22 protein-coding genes, 2 tRNA genes, 1 other RNA gene and 1 riboswitch are annotated in these 22,373 nt (G+C 64.0%); of the genes, 17 read left to right on the top strand and 8 right to left on the bottom strand.

Translation table 11 applies throughout. The annotated features are described in order from the left end of the window. Nucleotides 1-2: 2 nt before the first annotated feature. The 11 genes from murG (at nucleotide 3) to C2L71_RS08465 (ending at nucleotide 10,041) form a co-directional block, all read left to right on the top strand. On the top strand, nucleotides 3-1,100 hold the full coding sequence (gene murG, locus C2L71_RS08515) for an undecaprenyldiphospho-muramoylpentapeptide beta-N-acetylglucosaminyltransferase (protein WP_103265348.1): 1,098 nt from the start codon (nucleotides 3-5) through the stop codon (nucleotides 1,098-1,100). Nucleotides 1,101-1,194: 94 nt separating this feature from the next. Further along, complete coding sequence (gene murC / locus C2L71_RS08510) at nucleotides 1,195-2,622, top strand: UDP-N-acetylmuramate--L-alanine ligase (protein ID WP_103265347.1); 1,428 nt, start codon at nucleotides 1,195-1,197, stop codon at nucleotides 2,620-2,622. A gap of 7 nt (nucleotides 2,623-2,629) precedes the next feature. Then, nucleotides 2,630-3,556: a UDP-N-acetylmuramate dehydrogenase gene (murB, locus tag C2L71_RS08505; RefSeq protein ID WP_103265346.1), complete on the top strand. Its 927-nt coding sequence runs from the start codon at nucleotides 2,630-2,632 to the stop codon at nucleotides 3,554-3,556. Between the two features lie 109 nt (nucleotides 3,557-3,665). Beyond that, nucleotides 3,666-4,547, top strand: coding sequence for a cell division protein FtsQ/DivIB (locus C2L71_RS08500; protein ID WP_239926542.1), 882 nt, complete (start codon nucleotides 3,666-3,668; stop codon nucleotides 4,545-4,547). A 303-nt stretch (nucleotides 4,548-4,850) separates the two neighbouring features. Then, entirely contained in the window at nucleotides 4,851-5,984 is a 1,134-nt protein-coding gene (gene ftsZ, locus C2L71_RS08495) for a cell division protein FtsZ (RefSeq protein ID WP_103265344.1), read from the top strand. A 13-nt stretch (nucleotides 5,985-5,997) separates the two neighbouring features. Next, a complete protein-coding gene (locus C2L71_RS08490) occupies nucleotides 5,998-6,846 on the top strand; it encodes a purine nucleoside phosphorylase YfiH/LACC1 family protein (protein ID WP_103265343.1) in 849 nt (282 codons plus the stop codon). A 5-nt stretch (nucleotides 6,847-6,851) separates the two neighbouring features. Next, nucleotides 6,852-7,559 carry a YggS family pyridoxal phosphate-dependent enzyme gene (locus C2L71_RS08485; protein WP_103265342.1) on the top strand — a complete coding sequence of 236 codons (708 nt, stop codon included), beginning with the start codon at nucleotides 6,852-6,854 and terminating at the stop codon, nucleotides 7,557-7,559. 84 nt (nucleotides 7,560-7,643) lie between these two features. Then, nucleotides 7,644-8,543 carry a cell division protein SepF gene (locus C2L71_RS08480; protein WP_239926540.1) on the top strand — a complete coding sequence of 300 codons (900 nt, stop codon included), beginning with the start codon at nucleotides 7,644-7,646 and terminating at the stop codon, nucleotides 8,541-8,543. 30 nt (nucleotides 8,544-8,573) lie between these two features. Next, nucleotides 8,574-8,834 carry a YggT family protein gene (locus tag C2L71_RS08475; RefSeq protein ID WP_103265341.1) on the top strand — a complete coding sequence of 87 codons (261 nt, stop codon included), beginning with the start codon at nucleotides 8,574-8,576 and terminating at the stop codon, nucleotides 8,832-8,834. Nucleotides 8,835-8,879: 45 nt separating this feature from the next. After that, a complete protein-coding gene (locus C2L71_RS08470; protein WP_103265340.1) occupies nucleotides 8,880-9,680 on the top strand; it encodes a DivIVA domain-containing protein in 801 nt (266 codons plus the stop codon). 64 nt (nucleotides 9,681-9,744) lie between these two features. Then, nucleotides 9,745-10,041 carry a DUF167 domain-containing protein gene (locus C2L71_RS08465; protein WP_103265339.1) on the top strand — a complete coding sequence of 99 codons (297 nt, stop codon included), beginning with the start codon at nucleotides 9,745-9,747 and terminating at the stop codon, nucleotides 10,039-10,041. 30 nt (nucleotides 10,042-10,071) lie between these two features. Here C2L71_RS08465 and rnpB read toward each other — a convergent pair. Next, an RNA gene (rnpB, locus tag C2L71_RS08460) (RNase P RNA component class A) lies at nucleotides 10,072-10,421 on the bottom strand. A 213-nt stretch (nucleotides 10,422-10,634) separates the two neighbouring features. On the opposite strand from rnpB, the gene C2L71_RS08455 reads away from it, so the two are divergent. From C2L71_RS08455 to thiD, 6 genes are all read left to right on the top strand, one after another. Further along, the gene (locus C2L71_RS08455) at nucleotides 10,635-11,267 is read left to right on the top strand and encodes a thiamine diphosphokinase (protein ID WP_103265338.1); all 633 of its coding nucleotides are present in this window, start codon (nucleotides 10,635-10,637) and stop codon (nucleotides 11,265-11,267) included. Between the two features lie 25 nt (nucleotides 11,268-11,292). After that, nucleotides 11,293-11,419, top strand: a riboswitch (TPP riboswitch). Then, nucleotides 11,408-12,748 (top strand): phosphomethylpyrimidine synthase ThiC, encoded by a 1,341-nt coding sequence (gene thiC, locus C2L71_RS08450; RefSeq protein ID WP_103265337.1) that lies wholly within the window; start codon nucleotides 11,408-11,410, stop codon nucleotides 12,746-12,748. Its footprint overlaps the riboswitch before it by 12 nt. A 3-nt stretch (nucleotides 12,749-12,751) precedes the next feature. Next, nucleotides 12,752-13,588, top strand: a complete 837-nt coding sequence (gene thiM, locus C2L71_RS08445) for a hydroxyethylthiazole kinase (protein WP_103265336.1) — start codon at nucleotides 12,752-12,754, stop codon at nucleotides 13,586-13,588. A gap of 260 nt (nucleotides 13,589-13,848) precedes the next feature. Further along, the gene (thiE, locus tag C2L71_RS08440) at nucleotides 13,849-14,508 is read left to right on the top strand and encodes a thiamine phosphate synthase (protein ID WP_103265335.1); all 660 of its coding nucleotides are present in this window, start codon (nucleotides 13,849-13,851) and stop codon (nucleotides 14,506-14,508) included. Beyond that, a complete protein-coding gene (locus tag C2L71_RS08435) occupies nucleotides 14,490-15,086 on the top strand; it encodes a cysteine hydrolase family protein (RefSeq protein ID WP_103265334.1) in 597 nt (198 codons plus the stop codon). The genes thiE and C2L71_RS08435 overlap by 19 nt, the downstream gene beginning before the upstream one ends. A gap of 8 nt (nucleotides 15,087-15,094) precedes the next feature. After that, nucleotides 15,095-15,874, top strand: coding sequence for a bifunctional hydroxymethylpyrimidine kinase/phosphomethylpyrimidine kinase (gene thiD, locus C2L71_RS08430; RefSeq protein WP_103265333.1), 780 nt, complete (start codon nucleotides 15,095-15,097; stop codon nucleotides 15,872-15,874). Between the two features lie 26 nt (nucleotides 15,875-15,900). Here thiD and C2L71_RS08425 read toward each other — a convergent pair whose 3' ends face one another. The 7 genes from C2L71_RS08425 to C2L71_RS12205 all read right to left on the bottom strand — a co-directional run. Next, a complete protein-coding gene (locus C2L71_RS08425; protein ID WP_103265332.1) occupies nucleotides 15,901-17,544 on the bottom strand; it encodes an amidohydrolase in 1,644 nt (547 codons plus the stop codon). A gap of 139 nt (nucleotides 17,545-17,683) precedes the next feature. Further along, nucleotides 17,684-18,799 (bottom strand): MBL fold metallo-hydrolase, encoded by a 1,116-nt coding sequence (locus C2L71_RS08420; protein WP_103265331.1) that lies wholly within the window; start codon nucleotides 18,797-18,799, stop codon nucleotides 17,684-17,686. A gap of 147 nt (nucleotides 18,800-18,946) precedes the next feature. Further along, nucleotides 18,947-19,023 (bottom strand) — tRNA-Glu (locus C2L71_RS08415). Nucleotides 19,024-19,056: 33 nt separating this feature from the next. After that, a tRNA-Gln gene (locus C2L71_RS08410) sits at nucleotides 19,057-19,130 on the bottom strand. 210 nt (nucleotides 19,131-19,340) lie between these two features. Then, nucleotides 19,341-20,105: a CDGSH iron-sulfur domain-containing protein gene (locus C2L71_RS08405; protein ID WP_103265330.1), complete on the bottom strand. Its 765-nt coding sequence runs from the start codon at nucleotides 20,103-20,105 to the stop codon at nucleotides 19,341-19,343. A gap of 295 nt (nucleotides 20,106-20,400) precedes the next feature. Continuing rightward, a complete protein-coding gene (locus tag C2L71_RS08400) occupies nucleotides 20,401-21,840 on the bottom strand; it encodes a CCA tRNA nucleotidyltransferase (RefSeq protein WP_103265329.1) in 1,440 nt (479 codons plus the stop codon). An 80-nt stretch (nucleotides 21,841-21,920) separates the two neighbouring features. Beyond that, on the bottom strand, nucleotides 21,921-22,373 hold a 453-nt coding region (locus tag C2L71_RS12205), incomplete at its 5' end, for a hypothetical protein (protein WP_204600471.1).

Raw genomic sequence — 22,373 nt, 5'->3', positions numbered from 1 at the left:
CTATGCTCATCGTGCTTTCCGGCGGCGGGACCGCCGGTCATATCAATCCGGCGCTCGCGCTTGCGGAGGTGCTCGAGCAGCGAGGCTGCGACGTGCGTTTCGCCGGGACGCCCACCGGCGTCGAGGCGCGTCTTGTGCCGGCTGCGGGCATTCCGTTCGAGCCCTTCGAGGCCGCCGGCTTCGATCGGGGACATCCGCTATCGCTTCCCAAGGCGCTCGCAAAGATACAGAGAAGCACCGTGGCCGCGCGCCGCTGGTTTGACGAGATCCGCCCCGATGCGGTGGTGGGCTTCGGGGGCTACGTCTGCATCCCGGTGGCTCGTGCGGCTGAGCAGCGCGGCATTCCCGTGGTCGTGCACGAGCAGAACTCGGTCATGGGCATGGCGAACAAGTATTTGGCCCGCCGTGCCGCCGCCGTATGTCTGACCTACGAATGCGCGGCCTCGGCGCTCAAGGACGAAAGCCGCGTGCGCGTGACCGGCAATCCCGTACGCGGAAGCGTGTTTGCGGCGACGCGCGAGGAAGGGCGCGCGCTGTTCGATATTCCGCAGGACGCGCGCATGCTCCTCGTGACGGGGGGCAGCCTGGGAGCGCGCCACCTGAACCAGGCGGTGGCGGGGCTCAAGGACAAGCTGCTCTCTTACGAGGATCTGCATGTGGTGCACGTCGCCGGGCCGAAGGACCTCGACGCAACGGCCGAAGCATTGGCCCTCTCTTCCGAAGAAAAGCGACGTTGGCATCTGCTCGGCTATCTCGACCGCATGGGCGAAGCCATGGCGGCTGCAGACGCCATCGTGTCGCGCGCGGGGGCGACGTCGCTCGCCGAGATTTCGGCTCGGGCGCTGCCTGCGTTGCTCGTACCGTTTCCCTTCGCAGCGGAAGATCACCAGACCACGAACGCACGCGCCTGCGTTGAGGCAGGCGCGGCGTACATGGTTGCCGATGCCGATGTCGAAGGTTCCGAGTTCGCGCGCCTGCTGTGCACGCTGATCGAGGACGCCGACGCACGGGCGCGTATGTCGACCGCCGCTCGCGCGCAGAAGACGCGCGACGCGGCCGGGCTGTTGGCCGATGCGGTCATGGAGGCCGCAGGCGCCTGAGCCGACGCTTCGGACTGCGTGCGTCCCGCGCACGGCGGCGGTAAGGTACAATAGCGGTTCTCGGGATCGAACGGATCGGATCGAAGGGCAGAGGATGGACACGAGGCGCATCGAGCAGATACATTTCATCGGCATCGGAGGAGTCGGCATGAGCGGCATAGCCCGTGTGGCTTCCGATCAGGGCATGCGGGTGAGCGGGTCGGACATCAGGGAGAGCCGCTACACGAGACAACTCGTCGATGTGGGCGTCGAGGTGCGCATCGGCCATGACGCAGCCAACGTTCCTGCAGGCGATCCTGTCGTTGTGGTATCCACGGCTATCCTCGATAACAACCCCGAGCTGGTAGCGGCCAAAGAGCGGGGGCTTTCCGTCTGGCATCGTGCGCAAATGCTCGCGTATCTGGGGCGCGATCTCGAGACGCTTGCCGTGGCAGGAACGCACGGCAAGACGACGACGTCCTCTATGCTGGCGAGCTCGCTCGACGGCGTGGGAGAGGATCCGACATTCCTCATCGGCGGTATCGTGCGCGCCTACGGCACGAATGCGCATTCCGGCACCGGCCCCCATTACGTGGTGGAGGCCGACGAGAGCGACAAGTCGTTCATGCACCTCGCTCCGCGTGCCGTGCTTGTCACGAACATAGAGGCAGATCATCTCGATCACTACCGCGATCTTGACGAGATCTACGAGAAGTTCGCCTCGTTCATCGGCTCGGTGCCGAAAGACGGCGGCGTGGTGGTGGCCTGCGGCGAGGACGAGGCGCTCGTGCGCATTGCGCGCACGGCAGACCGCAAGCTGTTCACCTACGGCTTCGATGAAAGTTGCGACATGCGCATCGCGTCGTACGAGCCGTGCGGTATCGCGAGCTCGTTCTCGCTTGCGCTGCCGGATGGCACCACCGTGGACGGCCGTCTGAAGCAGAATCCGGGCCGGCACAACGTGCTGAACGCGGCAGGTGTGATCGGGCTTCTGTGGGCGCTCGGCTACGATCCGGCGAAGGCCGCCGAGGCGCTCGCGGAATTCGCGGGCGTCAAACGTCGGTTCGACCTCGTTGGCGAGGTCGGGGGCATCACGATCGTGGACGACTACGCGCATCATCCTACCGAGATCGCAGCCACCATCGAGGCCGCCTCGAAGTTGGGCTACCGTCGCGTGCACGTGCTGTTCCAACCTCACCGCTACTCGCGCGCGCCTCTGTTCACAGAGGTGTTGAAAAACGAGTTTGCCGCTGCTTTCGACGCGGCCGACTCCGTCACGTTCATGGACGTCTATCCGGCTGGCGAGGCGCCCGTTCCTGGCGTGTCGGGAAAGACGTTCCTGAATGTCGTACTCGACCATCCAGGCCACCCTGAGGCTTTCTATGTGCCGCGGCGTATCGATGTCGTGCCGCATCTTGTCGCGAGTCTTGCCGATGGCGATCTGCTCGTCACCATGGGCGCGGGCGATGTGACAGCCATCGGCCCTCAGCTTGTTGACGTGCTGACCCGTTCCGCAGGCATCGCTTCCGGGGACGGGGCGTGATGCGGTCATGACCGCGCGCCACGCGTCGCCGCTCGAAGCGCTGCTCGTTGACGAGTCCTTCGATGCCGACATCTATCCGAACGAGCCTATGGCTCGACACACAATGTACCGCATCGGCGGGCCTGCGCGTTTTTTCGTGCAGGCATGCTCCATTGGCGCGCTCAAGCGCCTCGTCGAAGTTTGCGAAACGTCGGGGACCCCCTGGGTAGCCGTAGGGCGGGGCAGCAATCTGCTCGTGGCCGATGAGGGGTTTGCGGGCGTCGTCGTGACGCTTGGACGGGATTTCCGGGTGTGTCGCTACGACGAGGACGATCATCGCTTCTGCGTGGGCGCGGGGGTGCCGCTTTCCTCGGTAGTGCAGGACGCGTTCCATCGCTCCCTCGCCGGACTCGAGTTCGCTGTGGGCACGCCGGGCACCATCGGCGGCGCGCTGCGCATGAACGCGGGATCGCGGGACGAATGGATCGGCTCGCGTGTGGTATCCGTGACTACGTACTCGGCTGAACGGGGGCTTGTCAGGCGTGCAGGCGAGGAGATGGTCTGGGGGTATCGCACGAGTTCGTTTCTGCCCGATGAGATCATCGTCGAATGCGAACTTTCCGTAGAACCTGCCGACCCCTTCTTCATCCGCGGTAAGATGGAGGCATCGCATGCGCGACGCAAGAAGACGCAGCCCCTCACGTATCCCTCGTGCGGAAGCGTGTTCAGGAACCCTGAAGGGGAGTCGGCCGGCGCCCTCATCGAAGGGGCGGGCCTCAAAGGCTTCACGATTGGCGGAGCCCAGGTGTCCGAGCTGCATGCGAACTTCATTGTGAACACGGGAGGCGCCACGGCGCGCGACGTGATGGATCTGATCGACTTGGCCAAACGTAAGGTGTACGAAGCATATGGCATCGAATTACAGCCGGAAGTCCGCTTCCTCGGGTTCTCGTAGGCAGCCTGCGCGAACCCGAGGCGCTTCCGGTCGCGGACGAACGGCCCGTCCGGCTCCCGGTGCGCGCCCGCAATCGCGTTCGGGTCCTCAGGCGGGCGCCTACCGTGCCATGCCCGGCGGCCAACTGCCGAACCGTCGCGCCGGCCAGGCCCAGCGTCCTCTGACGTCGGTGCGCGTGGGCGATCTCGATCGCGCCGAGAGGGCCGTCCGAGCTCAGCGCACATACCGCCGCCACCTCATCCGCATCGGAATCGCTGCGGCCTGCGCGGTTGCGCTTCTGGCGGGCGGGATCGCGCTGTACTATTCCGACGCCTTCTCCATCGAACGCGTCTCGGTGCAGGGGGTCGAGCACCTGACCGCAAGCGAGATGGAGCAGCTAGCAGGCGTGCCCGCCGGCACCACGCTTCTGCGCGTCGATGCGGATGCCATACGATCGCGTCTGCTTATGGATGCCTGGGTACAGGACGTGTCGGCGAATCGCGTGTTTCCGGACACCCTCGAGATCGTCGTGACGGAACGCACCATTACCGCTGTGGTTGATGTTTCTACCGAAAATGCCAGTTCGACCCAAGCATGGGCCATTGCTTCTGACGGCATGTGGCTCATGCCCATTCCGGCGCAGGATTCCGAAGCGGGCCGGAACACGAGTCCCAAGGTGTACGAGGATGCGGCTTCTGCCCTGCACATCGCCGATGTGCCATACGGCGTCGAGCCGAAGGTGGGCTCGTACTGCGGCGACGCGAACGTTAACAACGCGCTGGCCATCGTCGACGGCATGACGACCGATCTCGCCGGGCGCGTGACCACGGTAAAAGCAACCGAGACCGAGTCGACCACGCTCGTGCTCGACAACGGCGTCGAGATTGTCTTTGGCGCGGCGAAGGATATTCGCGATAAGGAACGAGTATGTCTCGAGATCATGGAGCAGCATCCTGATGTGGTGTACATCAACGTGCGCATCGTGGAGAGTCCGACCTGGAGGGCTCTTTGAGGACCTGTTCGAGAGGCCGCCTTGGAAGGGCCCAGTCGCTCGGACAGTCCTCGCATCGCTGCGGAACTCGCTTGGTGGCCCCTTCCAAGGCGGCCTTCTGCCGGATTCTCGCTCGCTGGAGGAGTTCGACAGGGGGGGGACAGGGGGCGTCGTCGCCTCACCGGTTTCATATTGTGGACGTGCGGTTTTCATTCTCGCAGCGTAATTTGCAAATGGTTGATCATCGTGTACAATAACCGCACGTGAACTGTACCCACGAAGTGAAACGCAGCATTTGAAAACGCAGCTGGTGTGGAGGAAACAATGCCAAACAAAATAGGTTCCGAGCATTTGGCGGTCATCAAGGTCGTCGGCGTAGGCGGCGGCGGCACGAATGCCGTGAACCGCATGGTCGAAGCGGGGGTGCGCGGCGTCGAATTCATTGCCGTGAACACCGATCGACAGGCGTTGCTCATGTCGGATGCCGACAAGACGATCCACATCGGCGAGGAGCTGACGCGAGGCCTCGGCGCCGGAGCGAATCCAGAGGTCGGTTGCCAAGCTGCAGAGGAGAGCCGTGCGGAAATTCGCGAGGCGCTTGCCGAAGCGGACATGGTGTTCGTCACGGCTGGCGAGGGCGGCGGCACGGGCACGGGCGCCGCGCCCATCATTGCAGAGATCGCGCGCGAGGAGATTGGCGCGCTTACCGTCGGTATCGTCACCAAGCCGTTCTCCTTCGAGGGCCGCACCCGCCGCAACCAGGCCGATCAGGGTGTCGATCTGCTGTCGCAGAAAGTCGACACGCTCATCGTCATTCCGAACGATCGCCTGCTTGAGATCGTCGACAAGAAGACGAGCATGCTCGATGCGTTCCGTATTGCCGACGATACGCTGCGCCAAGGTATCCAGGGCGTCACGGATCTCATCACCATCCCGGGCCTCATCAACCTCGACTTCGCCGACATCCGCACCGTAATGAAGGATGCGGGCACGGCCATGATGGGCATCGGCCTTGCCTCCGGCGAGAACCGCGCACTCGAAGCAGCTCAGCAGGCTACGAACTCGAGCCTGCTCGAGACGTCGATCGCGGGGGCTTCGCGCGTTCTGTTCTCCATTGCCGGCGGCCCCGATCTGACGCTCACCGAGGTCGATGCGGCGGCTCGCGCGGTCGAGGCATGCGCCGACGAGAACGCGAACATCATCTACGGACAGATCATCGACGAGTCCATGAAGGACGACGTGCGCATTACGGTTATCGCGACCGGCTTCAAGTCCGCGTCGCCGCAGCAGTCTTCCATGGACTTCTCAGCCAAAGACCTCTTCGCTCCCACGGCCATGCCGGAGCCCATGCAGCAGACGCCGCCGTCCATTTCATACTCGGCGCCGTCTAGTGCCGGGGGCAACGGTCGCTTCGCCGACGAAGATTACATTCCCGATTTCCTGAAACGCCAGCGTTAGAGGGCCGCCGTCCATGGCTTTGCCTGACTCGTTGCCAGCTCCGCACCTGACCGCGCGCCGTTTCGGCGCGCGTCGTCTTCTTCTGCTCACCGACGAGGCACTGTTCGAGTGCGCTGGCGTGCGCATTGCGTTCACGGGACGAGAGGGCGGCAAGAGCTCGGGTCCTTACAGCTCGCTTAATCTCGGAAGCCATGTCGACGACGATCCCGCAGCCGTCGAGGCGAACCGCGCTATTCTGCTCGATGCGCTCGGCGCCGGCGATACGCGCCTTATCGTGCCGAATCAGGTGCACGGCGACACGATCGTACGTATTGACGATACAGCTTCTGCTGCGCTCGATGCAGCGTGCCGGCGAGCCGCTGATGGAGTCGATGCGGTTGCGGTTGCAGTGGAAGGCGTTGCAGCGCTGCTATGCTTTGCGGACTGCGTGCCCGTAATCGTCGTTTCGCCGAGCGGCCGCTTCGCCGTCGTCCACGCAGGATGGCGCGGAGCGGTTGAGAATATCGCGGGCAAGACCGTTCGGCTGCTCGTCGAAGCCGATCGGTCAGACGGAGCATACGGCGATGCTGGCGCTTTCAACGTGTACGTGGGCCCCCATATCCATGCGGAATGCTTCGAGACCGGTGCGGACGTACGTGCCCGGTTTGCGGCCCGTTTCGGAACCTCGTGCATATGCGACGAGTTGCATGTTGACCTATTGGAGGCTCTCAGGGTCGGGCTTGTGGAGGCGGGAGCGGCGCGCGACCGTATCGTTGACGCAGGCGCGTGCACAAAATGCGCCCCGGATCGCTACTTCTCGTATCGTGCATCGGGAGGCACGTGTGGCCGCCATGGTGCGATTGCGTTTCGAAAGACGAGGTGAGTCACATGGGATTTGGCGAGCGTTACCATCGCACCCTCGAAGAAGTCGCCGCATGCGCTCGCAAGGCGGGGCGCGACCCGCGCGAGGTGCGGGTGGTCGCGGTGTCGAAGACGGTCGGTATCGACGAGATCGAGACCGCGGTCGCGGCCGGCGCGCATGACTTCGGTGAGAACCGTCCCGATGCCCTTGCGGAGAAGCGCGGGCATCTGCCAGAGCAGACCTGGCACTTTATCGGGAACATTCAATCGCGCCGGATTCCCGACATCGTACGCGACGCCGCGCTTGTGCACTCACTGTACCAGGAGCGCCATGTGCATCGATTCGAGGCTGCTGCGGCTGCTGCCGGGAAGGTGCAGGACGTGCTGCTCGAGGTCAATGTGTCAGGCGAGCACAGCAAGAGCGGTCTTGCCCCGGCCGACGTTGCAAGGATGCTCATCGCGTGCGAGCCGTGCGACCATGTGCGCGTGCGCGGCCTCATGACGATGGCGCCGCAAGGTGATCTCGCGGCGGCGCGTGCCTGCTTCGAAGAGCTTGCGCGCCTGCGCGACGAGGTGCGACGAGGCTTGGAGCCTGGTCGCGCTGCACTATTCGATGAGCTTTCTATGGGCATGAGTGAAGATTGGCGCGAGGGCGTCGCCGCAGGCGCTACCATAGTGCGCATTGGACGGGCTCTGTTCGACGATGCTTTCGAGAACGGCTCGCATTCTGATTGACGCAGCGCTCGGTGACGCAGACGCAGCGACGGCTCGACCGTCGGACATGAAACGAAGCAGGTGAACGATATGGAGCTGCCCAGGATGAAAAAGACGGAGCGCGGTATGCTCGACGGCCTCAAGTCGAAGCTCGGCTTCGCCGAAGCCGACCGGGGCTACGACGAGCGTTACGAAGACGACTACGGCGACGACTACGGCGATTACGGCGATCTGGGTGAATACGGGCCCGACTATCGCGACGACCTTGATGACGGCGCTGCAGCAGGTTCTCGGTACGATCCTTATGCGCCGGTGACCACGCGTCCGTCTCGGGCCGGCTACACGCCCTCGCCCGCGCACGCTACGAGTGCGACGCCACCAAAGCTTGTCTCTATCGATGATGTGCGTGCCCGCACGCAGGTTCCCGAGAGCTTGGGGCGCGATCCGCTGCCGCCGCGTCGCGTAACGCCGCCGTCGGTAGGCGTGCACCGCGGCGAACGTACGATGGTAGACGCTTCGACGTCGGATCTGTCCAACACGCCCAACGCCCGGGCAGCCGCCGCATCGCAACGCGAGCGATCCGAAAGCCTGAACTCCCTGTTCTCTTCGACTGCCGTTGCGGCGAGCGCTTCTTCTCCCGCCGATGGCTCGAGCGCGGCCAAGAGAACCGCTGCAGCTTCCGGCGGATTCGATCCGTACGAGGCCTTTGCGGGCGCCGGGTCGCCCAAGCACAGCCCCACACGCTCGATCACCGTGCTCAAGCCGGCAAGCTATGGAGAGGTCGAGCGCATCGCCAAGGCGCTCAAAGCCGGCGACGCCGTTGTTCTCGCCTTGCGCAACACGCCTGACAACTTGGCAAAACGCATTCTCGATTTCTCGTTCGGGGTGTCGAGCGCTCTCGATGCGAGCGTGGACTGCGTGGCCGACAAAGTATTCGTCATCACCCGTGGTGCTGCGCTCACCGATGCTGAGAAGACGGGACTGCGCAACCAGGGGGTGCTGTAGCGTGATATCGGACAGCAAGGAGTCTACCGTATGCTGAGCTTGAAATATCTGATCGTTTCGTTGGCCGATGCGTACAGCATGGTGCTGTTCGTCTACGTCATTTTGTCGTGGTTTCCTACGGATCGCGGTATTCTGGCCGATGTCAACCGGGTGCTCGCGAAGGTATGCGACCCCTACCTCAACCTGTTCAGGAAGTTGATACCCCCTATTGGAGGTATGGTGGACGTTACTCCCATAATCGCACTGCTTGTATTACAATTCGGAGTACGCTTGCTCGTGAACCTGTTCTAACATATATGCTCGTGGAACTGCACGGGCAAGACGAAGGGACTACAGATGGCAATCACCTCGGCTGAAATTCACAACCAGAGCTTCTCGGTCGACCGTAGGGGCTACGACGTCGACGAAGTGGACGTGTTCCTCGAGCATGTCGCTGACGAGATCGACGATATGAACTCTCAGATCGTCCAGCTTGAAAACCAGCTCGATGAGGGCAGGTTCGACGGGTTCGACAAGCCGGCGCGCATTGAGGCTCCCGCAGCCGACGAGGCGGCTCTGGCCGAGAAGGACGAGCGCATCGCAGAGCTCGAGCGCCAGCTTGAGGCGAAGAAGGCGGACGACAACGCCATCGCGCAGGCCCTCATCATCGCGCAGCGCTCTGCCGACGAGATCATCGCGACGGCGAACGCTCAATCTGCGGCCACCATCAAGGATGCCGAGGACGAGGCGTCCCGCATCGTGGGCAAGGCCGAAGCCGAGAAGCAGAAGGTGCTCGACGCCATCAAGAAGCTCGAGGACGACCGCGAGGATGCGCGCGACGAATACAAAGAACTCCTTACCGACTTCATCAGCGATGCGACGCGCAAGCTCGCCGAGATCGGGGGCGCGCCGGCTGCTGCCGCTCCGGCTCCGAGCGCCCATGCCCGCTCCACCGCGTCGCTGGGCGTAGCGTCGTCCGAACGTGTGACCGCCTCGGCGCAGGCTCCCATCAACCACGAAGGCGCAAGTGCATATGCAGCTCCACAGCCTACGGGTGCTGTTATCGCTCCAGCCACGCCGAAGCCCTCGGCGGTCGAGAAGGATCTTTCCGGCTTTGGCGATGCCGACGACGGATTCGAATTCGAGGAAATCGACTAGGTGTTCCGCTGGCCTCAAGACCGCCGCTCATTCCGAGTCCGCGTCATGGCCGAACGCTCAGCCCATGTCTGAAAAACCTGTCGTCATAGCAGTTCACGTCACGCCCCGATCGGGGCGTGACGAGGTTTCGGGCGTGCGCGCCGATGCGGCGGGCGCCGACGAGGTGTGCGTGCGCGTGACGGCGCCGCCCGATGGCGGCAAGGCGAACAAAGCGGTGTGCAAGCTTGTGGCCGATGCGCTGAGTGTGCCAAAGTCACGTGTGGAAGTGGCGTCAGGGCATACGGCGCGCCGCAAGCGCTTGGCGGTGGAAACCGATGCCGCTTCGATTGAAGCTTGGATTGCAGGACTTCCCGTTTGCTAGGGGTTCCGTGCGGGAAAACTATGGTTCCGAGATGCGAGCGGGCCGATAAGCCGGGTTCTGTCGGGGACGATCATTTATCTCGAACGTGCGTCGCCGCACGCCTCAAGCACGCAACCCGAACGCACGGCGGGCCACCGTATCGCGTTCCTATTTGCGCTTGCTCCGGATGGGGTTTGCCAAGCCGCGCCGTCGCCGACGCGCTGGTGCGCTCTTACCGCACCGTTTCAGCTTTTCTCCCGCCGTCGCAAGGACGCGGGGGAGTCTTCTTTTCTGCGGCACTTTCCGTCGGGTCGCCCCGCCCAGCCGTTAGCTGGCATCCTGCCCTGCGGAGCCCGGACTTTCCTCACGCCCGATGGGCGCGCGATCGCCTGGCCCGCTCGCAGAGCGTATTCTAGCAAAACGGGCCCTGCTCGCGCGCGCGAAACAAGAACCACCGTGAAAAACCGATGGGTGATCGATGGCAGCGTGCTGCGCAGTGCGTCGCTCAGGAAGGGTTTTGCAGATCCGAAGCTTTCGCACAGGGCGCCTCGTTCTGTGCGCTTGTGGTATCCTACGACGTCGAACGAGGGAACGCCGATAGGATCGAGGAACCAATGGCCACATGCGCGCTCGTAGGGGCGGTCGACTTCAATGCGGAGGACTTCGAGGCTCGCTGGGAGGCCGGGGGGTTCGACCTCGTCATCGCCGTGGACGCGGGCTTCGCTCACCTTGAAGCTATCGGCGCGGTGCCCGACATGGCCGTGGGCGACTTTGACTCGCTCGGCTACGTGCCGAAGTGCAGGCGCGTGTCGCGCTATCCCGTGAAGAAAGACAAGAGCGATATGGAGCTGGCCATGGAGAAGGCCGTGGACTGGGGTCACGACGACCTCGTGATCTACGGTGCGCTCGGCAGCCGACTCGACCATACGCTGGCGAACCTGCAGCTGTTCGCCAAGTTCTCGGAGCGCGATGCGACCGTGACCGCGATTGCCGACACATATGCGGTGCGCCTGCTCACTGGCCCGGACGTGTTCGAGCTGCCGCCACTCGGTGAAGGCACCGTGTCAGTGTTCTCGGCCAACGATACCGCGCAGGGAGTCATCGAGCGCGGCATGATGTACTCGCTCGACGATGAGCCCTTGTCGAACCGCACCTCGCGCGGCCTGTCGAACGAGCTTCTGGACGAGGAGGCTACGGTGGCCGTGGAATCCGGCACGCTCTACATCTTCTACCCGTTATCCGCATAAGAGCGCGCTACAATCTGATCCGCACCTTTTCATACCGGGGAGCTTGCAGCCGCGTCGCGGCCGGGCAGGCTGAGAGGAAGCGCCGATGCACGCTTCGACCCGAGGAACCTGACATGGGTAATGCCAACGAAGGGAGTTCTATGACGCAGATCAGCGCCGCAGCGCGCGGCAATCCTGCATCGGTCACGCAAATCGACCACGCCCGCGCGGGCACCGTCACGCCGGCCATGCGCACCGTGGCCGAAAAGGAGGGGCGCGACCCCGAGTACATCCGGGAGGGTGTGGCGGCCGGGCGCATCGCCATTCCTGCGAACATCCACCATGCGAGCCTCTCGCCCGAGGGTGTGGGCGGCGGCCTGCGCACGAAGGTGAACGTGAACCTGGGCATCTCGGGCGACGTCGCCTGCGAGGCCGAGGAATGGAAGAAGGTCGACGTGGCCCTTGAACTGGGCGCCGAGGCCATCATGGATCTGTCGAACAGCGGCAAGACGGCCGCGTTCCGGCGCGCCCTCGTGGAGAAGTCGCCGGCGATGATCGGTACCGTGCCGATGTACGACGCCATCGGCTATTTGGAGAAGCCGCTCGTCACCATCACGGCAGAGGACTTCCTCGACGTGGTGCGCGCGCATGCCCAGGACGGCGTGGACTTCGTCACCGTCCATGCGGGCATGAACCGTCGCACCATCGAGAGCTTCCGCGAGACGGGCCGCCTCACGAACATCGTGAGCCGCGGCGGGTCGCTCATCTTCGCCTGGATGGAGGCCACCGGCAACGAGAACCCCTTCTACGAGTTCTACGACGAGGTGCTGGCCATCCTGCACGAGCATGACGTAACCATCAGCCTGGGCGACGCCATGCGCCCCGGGTCCACCTACGACGCCACCGACGCGGGGCAGATCGCCGAGCTCATCGAGATCGGCAAACTCACGCGCCGCGCATGGGATGCGGGCGTGCAGGTGATAGTGGAGGGCCCGGGCCACATGGCGCTCGACGAGATCGCCGCCAACATGAAGCTGGAGAAGCGCCTGTGCCACGACGCACCCTTCTACGTGCTGGGGCCGCTCGTCACCGACATCGCGCCGGGCTACGATCATATCACGGCCGCCATCGGCGGAGCTGTGGCCGCGGCCTCGGGCGCCGACTTCCTGTGCTACGTCACGCCGGCCGAGCACCTGCGCTTGCCCGACGCCGCCGACGTGCGCGAGGGCCTTGTGGCAACGAAGATCGCCGCACACGCGGCCGACATCGCGAAGGGCGTGCCCGGCGCGCGCGATGCCGACAACCGCATGAGCGACGCGCGCCGCCGCGTGGACTGGGAGGGCATGTTCGCCGAGGCGCTCGATCCCGTGCGTGCGCGGGAGTATTTCGAGAGCGCGCCGCCCTCGACGGAGGGCACTTGCACCATGTGCGGCGAGATGTGCGCCATGCGCACCGTAAATCAGATTATGGACGGCCTGACGGTCGATCTCGGGAAGGAGTAACCTATGGAGGCATTCGCTTTGAAGAAGGCTTTGGACAACGTGCGCGCGACGACGCCGCTCGTGCACAACATCACGAACTACGTGACGGTGAACGACTGCGCCAACGCGCTTCTGGCCATCGGCGCGAGCCCCATCATGAGCGACGAACCCGCCGACGTGGAGGATATCCAGACCATCTGCGACGGACTCGTCCTCAACATCGGCACGCTCAATGAGCGCACCATCGCCGGGATGTTCGCGGCGGGGGAGCGCGCCGGAGCGCTCGGGCATCCCATCGTGCTCGATCCGGTGGGGGCCGGCGCCTCGGCTCTGCGCACGCAGACAGCCGGCAACCTGCTGGACAAGCTGGATATGAGCGTCGTGCGCGGCAACATGTCCGAGGTCAAAGCACTCGCCGGCGCCGCGGCGGCTACGCGCGGCGTTGATGCGAACCCCAACGACGCCGTCACCGAGGAGAACCTGGCGGAAAGCGCCGCCTTCGTCCGCGTACTCGCTGCCAAGACGAATGCGATCGTGGCGGTGACCGGGGCCATCGACGTCGTGGCCGATGCCGAGCGCGCCTTCGCCGTCCGCAACGGAACGCCGCTTATGGGCCGGATCACCGGTGCGGGCTGCATGCTCTCGTGTCTTGTCGCGGCTTTCGTTGCGGCGAACCCGGATGCGCCGCTCGAAGCGACGACGGCTGCGGTGACTGCCATGGGCCTTGCTGGCCAGACTGCGCAAAAGCGCATGGGAGGCTTCGATGGCAACGGATCGTTCCGCACCTACGTGCTCGACGCGCTCTATCGTATGGACGGTGAGGCGCTTGAGGCTGGCGCACAAGTGGAGGAGCTGGCGTAACATCTGACGGGACGAACGCTTCGACCCGCTAGCAAAGCGTACGGCCCGAGCCATACGCTCGGAGTCGAGCGAGCGAAGCGTATAATGATGGACGGGCCCTTGCTGGGATGTGCGATGATTGTTTGCTCGCATCCCGGTCGAATCGATCGCGAGAGCGTCTTGCGAAGCCGATGACCAGACGGCCCGATGAAGCGGTTGCAAGGGCCGGCTGCCTTCGCAAACCGATGGCGTTCCAAACTACCGCAGAAAGGACTCCGCCAATGTTTCCGAAAGACAAGCTGCGTCGGGCGCTCGCGCTGTACGCGGTGACCGACCGCATGTGGCTTCGCGGACGATCGCTTGTTGCCTGCGTCGAAGATGCGCTCGCCGGTGGCGCGACCTTCGTGCAGCTGCGCGAGAAGGAAGCACCGTGCGCTGAGATCGCACTGCGCGCTCGCACGCTCATTCCCGTGTGTCGGGCTGCGGGCGTGCCGTTCGTCGTGAACGACGACATCGAAGCGGCACGCGTTTCCGGCGCGGACGGGGTGCACGTTGGGCAGGGTGATGCCGCCGTCTCGGAGGCGCGCGACGTCCTTGGAGCGGACGCAATCGTGGGCGTGTCCGCTCAGACGGTCGAGCAGGCGCTCGCCGCGCAGGCTGCCGGCGCCGACTACCTGGGCGTTGGCGCCGTATTCGGCACGTCTACGAAGCCCGACGCTGATGAGGTGGGCCTCGCGGGGCTGGCTGCCATGTGCGCTGCGGTTGATATACCTGTGGTGGCAATCGGCGGCTTGAACGCTCGCACAGTGCCCCTGTTGGCTGGAACGGGGGCGGATGGCGCGGCGGTGGTGTCGGCCATCTTCGCAGCCGACGATATCAGGACTGCAACGAAGGAGCTGTTTGCGACGGTGAAGGAGACGCTATGCTTGGAGACGAACTGAACAAGAACGCATTCGATCCGGCCGACCTCGAGAAGGGCAGGTGCGCGCTCCTCGTCATCGACATCCTAGGCGATCCGAACGCCTCGCCGATGAAGGAGGCGCTTGCGCCTGTCGTCGACAACGCCGCGCACCTGTGCGACGCGGCGCGTGCCGCCGGCGTTCCGGTCGTGTTCGCAAACGATGCCCACATTCCCGGCCTCGATCGCGAGCTTGAGCTGTGGGGCCCGCACGGCTTGGCGGGAACGCCGGAGGCCCAACCGGCGCCCCAGCTGCGGTGCTCCGAGGGAGACTTCGTGGTGGACAAGCGGCGCTACAGCGCCTTCTACCAAACTGGACTGCGTCTTCTGCTCGACGAATTGGGAGTCGACACGCTCATCTGCATCGGTATGGATACGAATATCTGCGTGCGCCATACGGTGGCGGACGCCTATTTCGACAACTTCAGCATCGTCGTCGTCGACGATGCTACGCTCACCTTTCTCGTGGGCGATCAAGAAGAAGGCCTTGCGTACATGGAGACCTGCTATGCGGCGAGGATCGCCTCGACCGATGACGTCGCAGCGTTTCTCGCGTCGTAGGGGGATATATGAAGGCTGTTCTGAGCATAGCGGGTTCCGATTCAAGCGGCGGGGCGGGCATACAGGCCGACATCAAGACCATCGCAGCGCACGGCCTATTTGCCGAGACGGCGATCACAGCGCTTACGGCGCAGAACACGCTCGGTGTTGCCGGCGTTCTCGACGTCGATCCGGGTTTCGTGGAGGCGCAGATCGATGCGGTGTTCGAGGATATCCGGCCCGACGCCGTAAAGGTCGGGATGGTATCGTCTTCGGAGATCATCCTAGCTATCGCCCGGGCGCTGGAACGTCACGGAGCCGCGAACATCGTGGTCGATCCGGTGATGGTGGCCACGAGCGGCGCGCGCCTGATCGGCGAGGATGCAATCGAGACCTTGAAGAGCCGGCTGCTTCCGCTCGCCACGGTGACGACGCCGAACATGCCTGAGGCCGAAGTGCTCTGCGGCTTCCCTGTCTGGGACGAGACGTCGATGGGGCTCGCCGCGCACGAACTTGCGCATGCGACAGGGGCCGCCGTTCTTGTGAAAGGTGGCCATAGCGATGATCGTGCCGACGACGTGCTGGTCGTCGGGGAGGAGCCCCTCTGGCTGCGCGCGCCGCGCATCGACACGTCGAACACGCATGGCACCGGCTGCACGCTCTCGAGCGCCGTCGCCTGCGGCTTAGCGCTGGGTTATTCGATCGAACAGGCTGTGCGCAGCGCGAAGGACTACGTGCACGGAGCCCTCGCCGCCGGCCTCGACCTGGGTCGCGGCTCGGGTCCGCTCGACCATATGTGGGAATACTAGGGCTTCGGCAGTCTGCGCGCGTCGTCTCACGCTTCGAACGCGCAACGGCCGCCCATGAAGGTGGCCAGCACGCGCGTCTTCTGGATGTCGTCGATGCCGCACGCGAGCACGTCGCGGTCGAGCACGGCAAGATCGGCGAGCATTCCCGGCTCGAGCGTGCCCAGCTCGCGCCGTCTCCCGGCCGCGGCGGCGCTCCCCTGCGTGTAGGCGCGTAAGGCCTCGGCGCGCCCGATGCGCTCCTCGGGCAGCCATCCGCCCGCGGGGTCGTGCGTGGCGGGATCCTGCCGTGCGATCGCGGCATACAGCACGTCCATCGAGTTCACATCCACCACCGGCGAGTCGGTTCCGAATGCGAGCACCGTGCGCGCATCCAGTAGCGTTCTAAACGGCCACATGAGCCGGACGCGCTCCGATCCCAGATCGTGTTCGGGGCCCCCGGGATCGAGCGTCATGTGCGGCGGCTGCACGGCGGCCACCACCTGCAGTTGCGCCAGCCGCTCAATGTCCTCGGGCAGGAAGTTCTCCACATGCTCGAGGCAGTTGCGCCGTCCCTCCGGCAGGGGACCGTAGGCCGTGCGAGCCTCCTCGAAGATGTCGAGCGCAGCATGGATAGCCGCGTCGCCGATCGTGTGGATGCGCACGGGATATCCCTTCGCGGCTGCAGCCAGCACATACTCTCGCATCGTGGCGACGTCCACCGTGGGTCTTCCGCAGTCTTCCGGGAAGCGTGCATTGGAGTAGGGCTTGGTCACCCACGCCGTGTGCTGGCTCGATACGCCATCGAAGAATTGCTTGAAGCCGGGCGCCTGCAAGGATGGACCCGTGTACTTCTCCCGCATGTTCTCAAAACGCCTCATGTCGTCGAGCAGGGTGGGGAACAGGTGCACGCGCGCTGTCAGCTCGCCCGAGGCAAGCAGGCGCGCATGTATATCGTCGCGGATGAAATCAAGACCCGGGTGCGCCATGAGCGACAGGTCGCACACGCTCGTCACGCCGTTGCGAGCCAGCGTGGAGAAGAATCCGCGGTAAGCGTCGGTCACCTCCGCGTCGCTGAACGCTCCCATGATGCGCGGCATGAGCGCCATGGCCGCCGCCTCGCGAACGATACCCGTGAGCTCACCGTCCTCGAAGCGATCGTAGGAGCCTCCGGAGGGCGGGACGCTGTCGCATGTCAGGCCAAGCTCGTGCAGGGCGGTGGAATTCAGCCACAGTGTGTGCGCGTCGCCCGAATACAGCGCTGCGGGACGATCGGGGAACGCCTCGTCGAGCGAGTGCTTCGTCGGCATGATGGGCGGGTTCCAGCGGTACTCCCGCCATCCCTGGGCCAGAAGCCAGCCGTCGGGCCGTCCGGCTGCGGAGGCGCGCATGCGCGCGACGCAGTCGGCCTCGCTCTTGCCAACGAACGTGGTGGCGAAAGGAGAGGAGTAGATGGCGGAATGGAAGAAGTGCAGATGGGAATCATGGAATCCCGGCAGAACGAGCGCGTCGCCGAAGTCGCGCACCTCGGGCGCGCCCGTTTTGCTGTTCGTCTCTCGTACGAAGGCGCTCACATCCTCGTGGGGCCCCACGGCAGCGATACGGTCGCCTGCGATAGCGATCGCGGAGGGAGTTGCCACGACGGCCGTTCCCGTGAACACGCGGGAGCTCTCGATGACGAGATCGATGTGCATGAGGGAGCACTCCTTTCGCCTCCGCCGTCTTGGCGGGACTGTCGAAACTACGCGCGTACCAAATACCCCGCGCTTCACTGCCGCGCGCTCCGCATAGGATTGCTGTATGGCGACGGCATCGGTCCTTTTCGAGAGCGCATCAGCCCAGGGACGACGGCAGCTCGAACCGGTATTCGTCGCCGCAGATGGTCTGTTTGAGCTTGCCTTGGCAGACCAGATAAATCGCATGGGCCATCGTTTCGCCCATCGAAAAGAACTTCTGATCGAGCGCCCATTCGTTCCAAGTATCGTAACGCCACCTCGCGTGGGAGGAGATGGATACAATATCGGTGTGGCCCGATGCAATCAGTTCGTATATCTCCTGCAAACGGGCCTCGTGGTGCTCGATGATCTGGACCACGCGCCCTTTCAGGTCGTGGAAGGGCGCGCCGTGGGCAGGCAGCACGAGATCCGCGTCGTAGGAGTTGAGCTTGCCGAGGCTTTCGAGGAACTCCTTGAGCGCATTGTAGGCGGGGAACCAAGACGATATGGAGGGCGTGATGCGCTCGAGCACATGGTCGCCGATGATCATGAACTTTCGGTTGGGCTCGAACAGGCAGATATGCCAAGGGTCGTGGCCCGGCGTCTCGACGATCCGAAATCTGAAATCGCCAGCTTCGAACGTGTCTCCCTCGCTCAGGTAAGTGACGAGCGGATGGTTCTTCAGCGGCAGCAGCTCGGCTGATACGTGCAGGCGCGGTTTTCCGTTCTCGTACGATATATCACGCTGCTGCGCACCCGTCGCAGCTTGTACGAGCAACGGCCCGAACACGCTCTCCTCCATATCCAGCAGGTTCTCCACCTCCTGGAACGAGTGAAGGTTCGCAAAGACGGGCATGCCCTCGCGGTATATCCGATCGAGGTTGCCCGTATGGTCGGGATGCGAGTGCGTGAGCACGATCTGCACATGGTCCCATGATCTCCCGAGGGCGTTCAGTGCGTCATCGAGGGCCTGTTCGCACGCGGGGTGGTTGAACCCGACGTCAACGATGGTGGTGGTGCTCTCGCCTAGGATGAAGTACGAGTTGAGCGCCTTGAGCGGGTTGTGAGGCAGGGGGACGCGCACAAGGTAGAGACCGTCGAAGATGCGCACCGGCACGCCGAAGGGCGTCTGGGAGAGCGTCTCCGCATCGAAACTGCAAGACCCTTCAAGGTACGATGGGTTCTTCGCGGACGCTCTGCCGGGTTCGTATGGGGCATGCTCGATCGATTCCATGATGTTCAGCCTTCCGTTTGTCTTCGTGCGGCCATTGTACGCTCGAATCGCACGTGGGAGGACGGTTCGAAACAGGCTTCGCAGATGATACAAAGTCGTCGTAATAAAGCGAAAGGCCAGCGGATTGCTCCGCTGGCCTGAAAGTTCTGGTAGCTCCGACCGGATTCGAACCGGCGACCTCCGCCTTGAGAGGGCGGCGTCCTAAACCGCTAGACGACGGAGCCACATGGTTGCGCTGCGCCAGTATACCGTAAAAATGGCTGGGGTGGAAGGAGTCGAACCCTCACATACGGTACCAGAAACCGCTGTCCTGCCATTAGACGACACCCCATCGGCTTACCGATGCGCATCCGCTGCTTTCGCAACAAGACGCGAGCGCGAGTGGATATATTACGGGGTGCAGACCGGTTCGTCAAGTCTCGTCGTCAAATTTTTTGAAATTTGCCGCGGGGAGCCCGAGGGCCGGATGGGGGGTCGACTCGGATCTCGAGGGCCCGAGGGCCGCGGGCCCTACCGAAAGGCGAACCCGCGGCCGCATCGTTTACTTCTCTTCCTCTGCGTCAGGGTCGGTCAGACCATCGCGGTAGCCTATGGTCACGTGCATGGCGTCGCAGAACGGCTTGTTGCGGGAAGCGCCGCAGCGGCAGAGTGCGTAGCGATTGCGCAGCTCGTAGACTGAGCCGTCGGCGCTGACGAGGGGAATGCCGCCGCGCACGTACAGAGGCCCGCTCACCCCTTCCTCAGGGTCTTCCAACAAGGCGATGGACGGTTCGAGGCGCGGCTCGTATACGGTTCCTTCCTCCGTGTCGACATGGACGAGGCGTCCGGCCGGGCAGTCCGACGATGCCTTCACAGCCTCGTGCTTGAGGCGCTCGTCGTAGGAAAGCTCGGTGAGCGTCCAGACGTCGCCATCCTCGCGATGGCAGAACCGGGCGAACGCGCAGCGATTATCGTCGAGCAACGTGACGCCGGGGCCGGGGTACACGTCGGCTCGCTCGTCGAACGGCTCGCGCGAGGCGGTTTCCTCGCCGTCGAACGAGATGGACACGTGGGTTCCGTCGCAGTAGGGTGGGGTGCTCGTGCGGCCGCAACGGCAGAGGGCGTAGACGTCCTGAGAGGGGAACGTGCGGACGGTGCGGTATTCCCGGTGTCCTCCCACCGGCGTGATCGCCTGCTCGGTCAACTCGACGTTGCCGTGAACGACATAGGGTCCGTTGGCTGTGATCGTGATGCTCTGAGCCGGCGTTGCGGCTGGTTCGACGCTGGGGGCGGGGCGGGTTCGGACGGGTGCTGAGGGTGCGGGCATGGGATCCTCGCTTTCTAGTCGGACGTTCTTCAGCTCAGTATAGAAAGCGCCTGTCCATGCGATCACGCGGTGGTGCGATCGTCACGGTGCAGTAGTGCGGACGTCACGGCGAGGAGGAAAGCGAGGCGCTCGGTGAATAGCGCGGCAGACCGAATATACGGTCCGGGGCACGGCGGTAGCGGCAGCCGGCCGATCCCTCATACGCGAAGGTCGGCGCGCAGTCTGCGATGCGGCGCGGGAGTGCCTGCACCGAGTCCGGCTCCCGCCGGATCGACGGCGACGGCGGTCTGCGGTGCTACCGCACGTCCTCGCGCTCCGTCCGCCAGGCCGCGACGAACGCACGGAGCTCGTCGCGATCGTTGGATACGTGCCCATCGATGACGGCTTCAAGCGCTGCGTTCAGCGCCTGTCCAACCCGCGGCCCCTGCTCGATGCCCAACGCGATAACATCGCGTCCGCCAAGAGCGAGTTGCTTGAGGGAGAACGCCTCGTTTTCGGAGAGGATGCCGTCGAGAATACGCTCGAGCTCGTCGGCGAGCGCGACTCGTTCGATGCAGCGGGGAGCTTGTGCTTGCGCATCGCCGCGCTTGAGATCGCAGAGGGCGGCGAACAGCTCCGCGTCTCCGCCGAGGCGCGCAAGGGCCCGCTTGACCGCCTTGGACGTGGATGCGATGTCATCGTCATGTCGCTCAACGAGTTCGAGGACGCGTTCCGAGAAGGAACCGGGCATCGACAGACGGCGCATAATTCCGCGAGCCAGCTCGACGCTGATGCGGGCGTGCCCGTAGAAGTGCCCGACGCCGTCGTTCCCGGCGAAGAACGCCGCCGGCTTGCCCATGTCGTGAAAGAGCGCCGCCCAGCGGACGAGCGGATAAGCCGGCACCCCGTCGATGACGCGAGCGGTATGCTCCAGGACATCATATATATGGTACGGAGTTCTCTGCTCGAAGCCCTTCATGGAGACGAGTTCGGGTAGTACGGCGGACAGCGCGTCAACGGTGGACATGAGGGCGTCCCCCGCAAAGGGTCCGAGCAGCAGTGCCGAAAGCTCATGAGCTACGCGCTCGACGGAGATGAGGGGAAGCAGCCCCTTGTTCGCGAGCATGCCGCGGTACGTGTCCTCGTCGATAGAGAATCCCAGCTGTGCAACGAACCGGCATGCTCGCAGAATGCGCAGCGCATCCTCTGCGAAGCGTCGGTCGGGATCGCCTACCGCGCGGATCATCCGGGTCTCGATATCGAAGCGACCGCCGAAAGGATCGAGCAGTCCCCGTTCGGGATGGTAGGCGAGAGCGTTCACGGTGAAGTCTCTTCGCGCGAGATCCTCCTCGATGGTTCGGACGAACGAAACGCGCTGAGGGTGGCGGGCATCCTCGTAGGGGCCATCGGATCGAAACGTCGTAACTTCAAGGGCATGCCCGTCGATAACGACCGTTATGGTGCCGTGTGCCGTCCCTGTCTCATGCACATGCCAACCGCAGTCCTCGAAGACGCCGCGAGCTTCCCGCCAGAAGGCGCGCGTCGCGATGTCCACGTCGGAAGAGGTGCGGCCGAGCAACGCGTCGCGTACAAATCCGCCGACAACCCACGACTCATGACCTGCGGCTTCAAGCGCGGCGAGCGCCTCCGTCGCGTAGGGCGGCAGTTCGAGGGATGCCCGCAGGGTATCGTACGGTTGAGCATTCGCACGCACGCGCCCGTCGCTCTCGTGCGCTTCGTTGGACTGAATCCGCATCGCCTACCTCCAATGCTCTGCCGGGCGCTCCGGAACGGCCGGCGAGACCGCTCTTCGATCGTCATGATGGTTGCCGTCTCCTATACTAATATAGGTTCGAACATGCGGCCTTGCAGAACAGGAGCCGCATGCAAGGCGCTCGCCGAACGGCGCCTCGCCTCTCCAAGTTGTTCGTGCTTCAAAGTGATCCATCGTTTCTTCACAACCAATCTGCATATGTTTATCCAGATCATCGGTTCTTTTTTAAGATTGCTCGTGCCGATTCTAACGCTCAAAGCCATCTTTTCCATTTTAGGCCTTGCATCCACCTGCTGAGACCGGTATCTTATTCGGGCTGCGTTTTTCGAGGAGAGGCGCGGCATCGCACCGAAGCCGGTTCGCCGGGGGAAGCCTTCAGGGTCTTCGATCGAAAAACTTTTCAAGTTTTCGAAAAAAGTTCTTGACAGGTTGGTTGCGGGAAGGTAATGTATCTCCTTGCGCGTTCGGCTCCGGCTGACGCGGCGGGACCCTTCGGGGGACCGCGGGAACCTTGA

This window comes from Enteroscipio rubneri, from assembly GCF_002899715.1.
Classification (GTDB): domain Bacteria; phylum Actinomycetota; class Coriobacteriia; order Coriobacteriales; family Eggerthellaceae; genus Enteroscipio; species Enteroscipio rubneri.
Note: the sequence above shows the minus strand (reverse complement) of the source record. Positions and strands in the feature narration are given on the sequence as shown.